Genomic DNA, 9,112 nt, shown 5'->3' with positions numbered 1-9,112 from the left:
ACCCGCCCGAGCACCGCAACATGCGCAGCCTGATGAACAAGGTGTTCACTCCCCGCGCCATCCAGGCGCAGAAGCAGATGGTGACCGCCAAGGTCGAGAAGTACATCAGCCGCCTCGATCCGGACGGGTTCGATGCCGTTCAGGAGTTCACGGCGCCGTTTCCCGTCGAGGTCATCACGACGATGCTGGGTGTTCCCGACGACCAGGCCCAGCAGGTCCGACACTGGATCGATGACGGGTTGCATCGCGAGGTCGGCCAGGTCGAGGTCGGCGAGAAGGGAATGCAGGCGAACATCGACAACGCGATGTTCTACCTCGAACTGGTGCAGAAGCGGCGAGCACAGCCCCAAGACGACCTCTTCACCAAGCTGATAGAAGCCGACCTCGAGCGGGAGGACGGCGGACTCGAGAAGCTCGAGGACCTCGACATCGCCGCGTTCGCATCGCTTCTCGGCGGCGCGGGTGCCGAAACGGTCACCAAACTCGTCGGCAATGCGGTGTACGTGTTCGCACAGAACCCTGACCAGTGGCGCAAGTTGCAGGAGGACCGCAGTAGGATCCCCGCCGCAGTCGAGGAGTTACTCCGTTACGAGGCGCCGTCGCAGTACAACGTGCGCCGAAACATGAAAGACGTTCACCTGCACGGCACCACGATTCCCGAGGGCAGCCCGGTCTTTCTGATCGGCGGTGCGGCCAACCGCGACGAACGCGCCTGGACAAACCCGGACAAGTTCGACATCGACCGTGACCGCACCGAGGCGACGAACCTTGGTCTGGGTTACGGCATCCACAGCTGCCTCGGCGCGGCACTGGCGCGCCTGGAAAGCGCTATCGCGTTGGAGAAACTTCTCGACTTCATGCCGCGCTACGAGGTCGACTTCGACAAGTGCAAACGCGTCCAGATGCAGAATGTGGTCGGGTGGAAGCACGTCCCCGTAAAGGTTCTCACATGACCCGGAAAATCGAAGTCGACTTCGGCTTGTGTGAAAGCAACGGGGTATGCATGGGCATCATCCCCGAGGTTTTCGACCTCGACGATCAGGACTATCTGCATGTGCTCCAGGAAGATGTGACGCCCGAGAACGAGCAGCAGGTCAGGGAAGCCGTGCGCCAGTGCCCACGCCAGGCGATTTCGATTGAAGACGCGTGACGACATCCGAACTCGTCTTCGACCCTTTTTCCGAGGAATTCTTCAACGGACCCTGGGAGATCTACCGGCGTATGCGCGAGGAAGCGCCGGTGTACTACAACAAGGAACATGACTTCTACGCGCTGTCGCGGCATGAGGACGTCGCGGCGGCTTTCAAGGATTACCAAACGTATTCGTCGGCGTACGGGCTCGACCTCGCGACAGTGAAGTCGGACGAACCGATGCCGGTCAAGATGATAATCGTCATGGACCCACCTGAGCACCGACAGATGCGCAGCCTGGTGAACAAGGTCTTCACGCCACGGGCGATCGAGGCGTTGCGGCCGATGGTGACCGAGACCATCGACCGGTACCTCGCCAAGGTCGACCGGACGCGCTTCGACGTCGTGCAGGACTTCTCCGCCCTCTTCCCCGTCGAAGTGATCACCCAGATGCTCGGTGTGCCTGAGGAATACCGGCAGCAGGTCGGCCAATGGGTGGACACGTCGCTGCGCCGGGAGCCCGGCCAGATCGAGATGTCCGAGGAGGGCTTGCAGGCCGTTGGAGAATCGATCGGACTGTATTACCAGCTGATCCAGGAGCGACGCGCCGAACCCCGCGACGATATGTTCAGTCGGTTGATCGCTGCCGAGGTGGCGCGGGAGGACGGTGAGAAGGAGACGCTCGACGACTTCGAGATCGCCGGGTTTGCAACCCTGTTGGGCGGGGCAGGTGCAGAGACCGTCACCAAGCTGGTCGGCAACGCGGCGGCGTCGTTCGCGCGGTTCCCAAACCAGTGGCAGAAACTGCTCGGTGACCGCAGCAAGATTCCGGCAGCAGTCGAGGAGCTGCTGCGTTACGAGGCGCCGAATCAGTACAACGTGCGTCGATCCATGAAAGAGGTGACGCTGCACGGTGTCACGATCCCGGCGGGCAAACCCGTTTTCCTGCTGGGCGGTTCGGCGAACCGCGATCCCAGGGCGTTCACCGATGCCGACACCTTCGATATCGACCGCGACCGCTCAGAGGCGCAGAACCTCGGCTTCGGCTACGGCGTGCACAGCTGTCTGGGCGCCGCGCTGGCCCGTATGGAAAGTGCGGTCGCGCTCGAGCGCCTGCTCGACTTCATGCCGCGCTACGAGGTGCTGTGGGACGAGTGCAAGCGAGTCGCGGCGCAGAACGTCGCGGGCTGGTCAAGCGTTCCGGTGCGCGTGCTCAGCTGAGCCGTATGCCCCTAGCGTGCGGTCAACCCAGGCCGTGCAGGATGGCTCCGTGGCAGTCGGCGGCCGCTTGCCGGAGCTTCACCGCTTCCTGGTAGGCGTCGGAGTGGTACCACTCATGGGCGGCTTCGGGCGATTCGAACTCGAGCAGAACGGTCTGGGTGCCGTGCCACTCACCTTCGAGCACTTCGGCGTTCTGGTCGAACGCCAGGATCGTCGCACCCGCCATCGCCTTGCCGGCCAGCTTGGCGTATTCGGTCATTCCTTCGGGATCCTTGACGTCCTCGGTGATGACTATGTAGCCCTTTGACACTGAAAACTCCTCATGTAGTTGTCGGCACCGCCGAGGTGCTCTAGTCGATTTCGCGGATGGCTCGTTCGGGACAGTTCGCGATCGCGTCGCGGGCTGAGGATTCGAGGTCGGGTGGCACCTCTTCGGGATCGGCCACCGCCCATCCGTCCTCGTTCAGGTCGAACACTTCCGGGCACATCGTCAGGCACATACCGTGGCCCGCGCACCGATCTTCGTCGACGGTCACCTTCATCGCCGGTCACCGTCCACCACATCGAATTCCAGGTGCAGAGTCGTTAACCCCCGCAGGATGTACGTCGGAATGTATTGGTAGCGACGCTGTCCCGGCGGGCCGTGATGCGCCTCGCTGATGCGGATATCGGTGGTCCTGTCCAGTAGCCGCTCGAGGCCGACGCGAGTCTCGGCACGGGCCAGTGGTGCGCCGGGGCAGCTGTGAATCCCGCGCCCGAATGCGAGGTGCTGGCGCGCGTTCTTGCGCTCCGGGTCAAACGTATCGGGGTCTCCGAACCGGCGCGGATCGCGATTGGCGGCGCCGTTGACCACCATCACAGTGCAGCCGGCGGCCAAGGCTTCCTCTCCGACAGTGGTCGGTGTCCGCGACAGTCGGAAGTCACCCTTGACCGGGCTCTCGATGCGAAGACACTCCTCGATGAAGTTCGGCAGCAGGCTGCGATCATCGCGCAGCCTGCGCTGGATGTCGGGCTGGTCGCCCATCACCTTCAGCGCGGTGCTCAGCAGGCGGACCGTGGTCTCCTGCCCGGCCGAGAACACGTTGGTAGCCACGCGGACGACATCCCCGACCTCCGGCATCGTGCCGTCGGGGAACGTGGCGGTCGCCAGACCCGTCAGCACATCGTCACGTGGTTCGCGACGACGATCCTCGACGTAGGTCGCGAAGACCTCGTACAGATACTCGAGCGGGGTCTTGGCCAGCGTCTTGTCGGCATTGCCGAGGCCGCTGCCGTGGGTCCCTCGGGCGAGGCGTTCGAGCAGTTCGGGGCGGTCCTCTTCGGGCACACCGAGCAGATCGGCGATGATGCGCAACGTGAAGGGACCGGCGAAGTCGCTGATGAACTCGCCCTCGCCGGGCGCAAGGAAGTCGTCGAGGATGTCGTCGGCGAGCTGCCACATCGCGTCCTCGTTCTCCTTGAGGCGCTTGGGTGTGATCAGCCGCATCAACAGCGCGCGATGGTTCGTGTGCGTCGGCGGGTCGAGCGTCGGTAGCTGATCGCTGAACGGGATCTCATCGCGGTGCTTGACGATCAAGTCGGTGACGTCGTCCCCTTCCAGCGGTACCGGGAAGCCCGGGAAAGGCCCGGTCACCGAGACGCACGACGAGAAAGTCTCCGCGTCGTTGTAGACGTCGACGGCCTCCTGCCAGCCGGTCACCATCGTGACGCCGTAGTGCTCCTCACGGCTGACCGGGCACTTGTTGCGAAGTGCCTCGTAGAACGGGTACGGATCGTCCGTCAGTCGCTTGTCTCGAAAGAAATCGACCGAAGTGAGGTCCTCCGCCATTGCTACTCCATGATCTCTGATGAAGAGAACCTGATTCTCATCTATGGGCATTAGATTTCCACAGTGCCTCGCCGCCGTCAACGAGGGCCTTTATTGAATCGGCTCGTCGCCCAGGACCGTGGTGCGCAGCATCTCCCGCGGCGATTCGCGGTCATACGGTGCCGCCCGGTGCAGGACACCGTTGTTGTCCCAGATCACCGTGTCACCGACGGACCAGCGGTGGCTGTAGACCAGGTCCCGCCGGGTGGCGCGGTCGAGCAGATCTGCAAGCAGCGCCCTGCCCTCGTCGAGGTCCATCCCGATGACGTAGTCCGCCGATGCGCCGAGCACCAGCGACTTGCGGCCGCTGCGGTGCGTCCACACCAGGGGATGTTGGTGGGTGGGGCGGGACCGCCATTTCGCCACCAGCTCCGGCGACGGATCAGGATGAACCCGACGCTGCGACGCCTCCAGCGAGTGCATCACCCGCAGTGCACCGAACCGGTCCTTCTCGTCCTCGCTGAACGCCTCGTAGGCGGCATAAGAGTTCGCGAACTCCGTCTCGCCGCCGCGGTCGGCCACCTGCTTGGCCGACAGCACGGTCGCCTTCTGCGGGCATTCGCCGTTGGTCGGTGTGCAGCCGTCGATGTGCCAGTCGAAGGTGGCACGCAGATAGTCCGCCGACGCATTCTTCGACTTGTCCAGCGTGATCGGATAAATCCCGGCGACGAGATGATGGCCATCGGAGGAATGGTCGATCTCGCCGAGCCTGCGACAGAACGCTACCTGCGCCTCGGGCTGCAGGCTCAATCCCGGGAACACCAGCACGCCATTGTCTTCCAGCGCATCGAGCACTGCGGCGCCGAGCGACTCGTCGGTTGCGAGCCGACCCGAGTCCACGCCGAGCACCTCCGCACCGACCGAGTCGGTGAGCTTGTTGATCGTGAGCAGACTCATGGTCGCCCTTTCCGCTCTTTGCCCGCGAGGCTCATCGCCGTCCTCACGGCACCGGCGCGCTGACGCGATGCATGACCGCGTCGGCGGAATCAGCGGGCTTCTGGGTTCCGAAGACCTCGACGGCCATCGACACCATGATCATCGAATAGACGAGGTGAAGAAGATTCAGCGCATCGTCCGGCACATCGTCGAGCGGAAACTTGTCGCAGTAGTCGATCGCCTCTTCGAAGCGAGGCGTGAACGCGTCGTAGAACTCGCGGATCTCCGGCATGGAAGTGGCCAACCGGGTCGCCCACCGCTCGGGTTCGGTTGCCAGACACCATTTCTCGGCGAATTTCTCATACTCGGCGAAAGCACTTGGCAGACGGGACTCGGCCATCGTCACACCCCCACCGGGCTACGCTCGGCCTTGTACTCGTCGACCCAGTCCACGGCAACCTTGTGCAGATGGCGCACCAGGATCTCCTGATCGCTCAGCGGGAAATCGTCGACGACGCCGTACTCCAACGCCGCCTGCGTGCCGCCGAGCATGCCTGCATCCTGCAGCGCGAACTCCTTGAGGACCACCGAGGCGACCTCGTGTTCAATGCGTCCACGCACGGTGCGTGCAGGGTAAAAGGCGTTGTAGGCCTCGAACTTGTGGGTGTTGTGCGACGTCGGCCAGTACCGGTACAGCAGATACCAGCCGTGATAGATCAGGATCTCCAGGTTGGGGAATATCTGGAAATTGGTGATGCCCCACGGTTCGATCCCGCCCGGATTCAAGCCGGCCGACTGGTGCGTCTCCGGCGTACGCCACGGCCCGACGAGTCCGCTGCGCGTGACCCTTTCGACCGGATACATGTATTCGGGCGCGAGCAACCAGCGTCTGGTACCCGCGGTCGAGACCAGGCGGTGCGGCCCATCGATCTGGAAGTGCCCGCATTCGAAGGTTGCGTTGGGCTGGCGCACCTCGGTGGGCACCTGCTGCGAATGCAGCGACGGCACGTGGTAGTACTCCTGGAACGCATCGGCGAAGATCTTCCAGTTGCTGTTGTTCTGCGCGGCGAACTCGTAACGCTCCGTCATCATCTCGAACGGATAGTCGTCGAGCGCGGTGATCATCGGTCCGAGGAATTCGCGCAGCGTCCACCTCGGTTCAGGATCGAAGTTGATGAAGATGAACCCGTTCCAGATATCGCACTGCACCGGCTTCAACCCGTACTGCGCAGTGTCCAGGCCGAAGAACTCCCCCTCCTGCTGTACGTACGACAGATCGCCCTTGAGGTCGTATCGCCACCCGTGGTACTTGCAGGTGAACTGACGGCAGGCGCCTTTGACCTCTTCGTTCGGAAAGTCGTTCCAGACCAACTTGTTTCCGCGGTGGCGGCAGATGTTGTAGAACGCGCGGATATGCTGATCCTTGCCCTTGACGACGATCACAGATGTTCTGGCGGCATCGATCTCCTTGGTGAGGTAGCTACCGACGCGCGGCAATTCCTCGACGCGGGCGACGTTGAGCCAGGCGCGTTTGAAGACGGCCTCACGTTCGAGCTCATAGAACTCGGGCGAGGTCGAGTCGCGGAAGGAAACCGGTCCGGTCCCGAGTTCCGGATAGTGTTGCGTCCAGCTGCCCTCCGCCGGTTTAGGCCATTTCTGCATGCGAACCTCCCTGTGCTGTGCGCGAACTCGTGCGACACGTCGTCATCACATCACCGACCCGCCGTTGACGCCGAGTGTCTGCCCGGTGATGAAGCCGGCCTCCTCGGAACACAGGAAGCCGACCGCGGCGGCGATGTCGTCGCCCGTACCGAGATGTCCGAGCGGAACACTGGCCGCCATCTGCTCATTGGAGGGCAGATGGCCGGACGCCTGTCCCGCGTGCTGCATCGGCGTCTCGATGGCCGACGGCGGAATGTTGTTCACGGTGATGCCCGCCGGACCGTATTCGCGGGCAAGCGATCTAGTCAGCGAAAGCAGTGCGCCCTTCGAGGCGGCGTAGTGCGCCATGCCCGGTGAACCACGCTGGGCGCTGGACGAGGAGATCATCACGATGCGCCCCCACCCGGCCTCCAGCATGTCGGGCACCGCGACCTGACAGGAGTGGAAGGTCCCCGTGAGGTTCACGTCGATCAGACGCTGCCAGGCTTGCACGCTGATGTCTTTAAACGGCGACCAGTCCACCGCACCCGCGCTGGTGACCAGGATGTGCACCGGTCCGAGTTCAGTGCGCACCTTTGCGAACGCTTCCTCCACGGCGGGGCGGTCGCTGACGTCGGCCGCTACCCCCAAAGCAGTTACTCCCTCGGCGCGCAGGTCTTCGGCGACCCGTTGGGCCGCCTCGCCATTGAGGTCGAGCACGGCCACCTTGTGCCCGCGCCTGCCGAGCTCGCGGCAGGTCGCTTCGCCCATCCCGGATGCGCCTCCGGTCACCACCGCGACGCGGCTCACGCTAGACCGTCCCATTCTCTCTCGTCTCTATTCGTAGATCACGTGGACTGATCGGCTGGTAGGCAGGGACTGGCACGTCAGCACCCATCCGTCGGCCACTTCGTCGTCATCGAGTGCGTCGTTGTTGAGCATTCTGGCGCTACCGGACACAACGCGCGCCATACACGTCCCGCACGAACCGGTCTCGCATGACGACGGTGCCCGCAGGCCTGCGATGCGCGCCGTCTGTAGCAACGTGTTGCCCGCCCGATAGCCGGCGGTGGTGGTCGTGTGATCGAGTTCGATCACGACTTCTTCGGTCTGCCCGGAAATGTCGGCGACATCGGCAGGAGCCGGCTCGACCGAGAAGCGTTCGAGGTGAACGCGTTCCCGCGGGATGCCGGACTCGAGAACTGTGGCCTCGACTGTGTCCATGAACGGGCCGGGTCCACAGATGTAGAAGTCCGCCGCGCCGGTGCCGGCGACGAAGGACTCGACCACCGGGGGCGTCACCACGCCACTGTCATCGTCGATGTGGTGCACGACCACCAGACGGTCGGCGTGCTCGTCGGCCAACCGGGTCAGCGCTTCGGCGAAGATCACCGAATCGCGACTGCGGTTGGCGTAGAGCAACCGAATTCGCCGCGACGAACTGGCCAATGCCATACGTATGAGCGACATGATCGGCGTGATACCGCTGCCGCCCGCGAACGCCACTATCTCGTCGGTGGTGTCGCGCAGACAGAACCGTCCCTCCGGCGGTGCGGCGTGAATCTCGATGCCCTCGGAGACCGTGTCGTTGAGCCAGTTCGACACCAGACCGCCCGGGTCACGCTTGACGGTGATCTGCAGGTCGTCTTCGAGCGGTGCCGACGACATCGAATAGCAGCGGCAGATGTCCTGACCGTCCACGTTCACGCGCAGTGTCAGAAATTGACCGGCCTGATAGCGATACCGAGCCGAGCAGCGCTCCGGCACGTCCAGCACTAGAGAAACGGCGTCCGACGTCTCGCGTACGACTCGCTTGACGCGCAGCGGCGCGAAGCCGGCGGCTCCACTGTTGTCAGCCATCGACTTCAATATATCAAGTACTTGTCATTAATCTCAAGTACTTAATACCCCCTACGAGTCGATGTGGTCTTCGAACAGCTCATGACCGGTGCCCTGCTCGACAACGCGCGCCAACAGCTCACGCAGGGTTTTCTGCTCGGCCTTGGTCAACACGCCGAACACCTTGTCATGCGCGGCGATCGCGTCGCTGACGACGGCTTCAGCCACCTTGCGGCCCTGGTCGGTGAGGAACGCCTGCAGAATCCGGCCGTGTTGGGGATCCTGCTTGCGCTCCACGAGCCCGCGTCGTTCCAGAGCGGTCAGCGCGAGTTGCACTCCTTGCGGTGTGATCAGCATCCGCCTCGCCAGGGCCGCCCCGGACAGCCCGGGTTCGGCCGACAACTGGCGCAGCACACCGATCTGCGCGGTGCTCACCCCGTGCTCGCTCACCGCGTCGTTGACCGTCGTCAAGGAGAAGTACCACGCCTGCTTGAGCAGCCACAGGATGTTGTCGGTTTGTTCCACGCTCGCTCCTCT

At 63.5% G+C, this 9,112-nt stretch carries 12 protein-coding genes; 3 read left to right on the top strand and 9 right to left on the bottom strand.

The window, feature by feature from the left end; all coding sequences use genetic code 11:
• The 3 genes from QOJ24_RS25190 to QOJ24_RS25180 form a co-directional block, all read left to right on the top strand.
• On the top strand, positions 1-953 hold a 953-nt coding region (locus tag QOJ24_RS25190; RefSeq protein WP_526266121.1), incomplete at its 5' end, for a cytochrome P450.
• Positions 950-1,150, top strand: a complete 201-nt coding sequence (locus tag QOJ24_RS25185; protein ID WP_526266119.1) for a ferredoxin — start codon at positions 950-952, stop codon at positions 1,148-1,150. The genes QOJ24_RS25190 and QOJ24_RS25185, both read left to right, overlap by 4 nt.
• Complete coding sequence (locus tag QOJ24_RS25180) at positions 1,147-2,352, top strand: cytochrome P450 (RefSeq protein WP_526266117.1); 1,206 nt, start codon at positions 1,147-1,149, stop codon at positions 2,350-2,352. Before QOJ24_RS25185 ends, QOJ24_RS25180 begins: the two co-directional genes overlap by 4 nt.
• Before the next feature lie 22 nt (positions 2,353-2,374).
• Here QOJ24_RS25180 and QOJ24_RS25175 read toward each other — a convergent pair whose 3' ends face one another.
• The 9 genes from QOJ24_RS25175 to QOJ24_RS25135 all read right to left on the bottom strand — a co-directional run bounded on the left by QOJ24_RS25175 (position 2,375) and on the right by QOJ24_RS25135 (position 9,100).
• Positions 2,375-2,662, bottom strand: coding sequence for a DUF1330 domain-containing protein (locus tag QOJ24_RS25175; RefSeq protein WP_526266116.1), 288 nt, complete (start codon positions 2,660-2,662; stop codon positions 2,375-2,377).
• A gap of 40 nt (positions 2,663-2,702) precedes the next feature.
• Positions 2,703-2,894 carry a ferredoxin gene (locus QOJ24_RS25170; protein ID WP_526266114.1) on the bottom strand — a complete coding sequence of 64 codons (192 nt, stop codon included), beginning with the start codon at positions 2,892-2,894 and terminating at the stop codon, positions 2,703-2,705.
• Positions 2,891-4,180, bottom strand: a complete 1,290-nt coding sequence (locus QOJ24_RS25165; RefSeq protein WP_526266112.1) for a cytochrome P450 — start codon at positions 4,178-4,180, stop codon at positions 2,891-2,893. Before QOJ24_RS25165 ends, QOJ24_RS25170 begins: the two co-directional genes overlap by 4 nt.
• Before the next feature lie 90 nt (positions 4,181-4,270).
• On the bottom strand, positions 4,271-5,116 hold the full coding sequence (locus QOJ24_RS25160) for a TauD/TfdA dioxygenase family protein (RefSeq protein ID WP_526266110.1): 846 nt from the start codon (positions 5,114-5,116) through the stop codon (positions 4,271-4,273).
• A 43-nt stretch (positions 5,117-5,159) separates the two neighbouring features.
• A complete protein-coding gene (locus QOJ24_RS25155; RefSeq protein WP_526266108.1) occupies positions 5,160-5,495 on the bottom strand; it encodes a hypothetical protein in 336 nt (111 codons plus the stop codon).
• A gap of 2 nt (positions 5,496-5,497) precedes the next feature.
• Positions 5,498-6,757, bottom strand: a complete 1,260-nt coding sequence (locus QOJ24_RS25150; protein ID WP_526266107.1) for an aromatic ring-hydroxylating oxygenase subunit alpha — start codon at positions 6,755-6,757, stop codon at positions 5,498-5,500.
• A 45-nt stretch (positions 6,758-6,802) separates the two neighbouring features.
• On the bottom strand, positions 6,803-7,546 hold the full coding sequence (locus tag QOJ24_RS25145; RefSeq protein ID WP_526266105.1) for an SDR family NAD(P)-dependent oxidoreductase: 744 nt from the start codon (positions 7,544-7,546) through the stop codon (positions 6,803-6,805).
• Positions 7,547-7,573: 27 nt separating this feature from the next.
• Entirely contained in the window at positions 7,574-8,596 is a 1,023-nt protein-coding gene (locus QOJ24_RS25140; protein ID WP_526266103.1) for a 2Fe-2S iron-sulfur cluster-binding protein, read from the bottom strand.
• Positions 8,597-8,647: 51 nt separating this feature from the next.
• Positions 8,648-9,100 carry a MarR family winged helix-turn-helix transcriptional regulator gene (locus QOJ24_RS25135; RefSeq protein WP_526266102.1) on the bottom strand — a complete coding sequence of 151 codons (453 nt, stop codon included), beginning with the start codon at positions 9,098-9,100 and terminating at the stop codon, positions 8,648-8,650.
• Positions 9,101-9,112: the final 12 nt, after the last annotated feature.

Source organism: Mycobacterium sp. (genome assembly GCF_032159775.1).
GTDB lineage: Bacteria > Actinomycetota > Actinomycetes > Mycobacteriales > Mycobacteriaceae > Mycobacterium.
The sequence above is the reverse complement of the archived record's forward strand: the minus strand, read 5'-3'. Positions and strand labels throughout refer to the sequence as shown.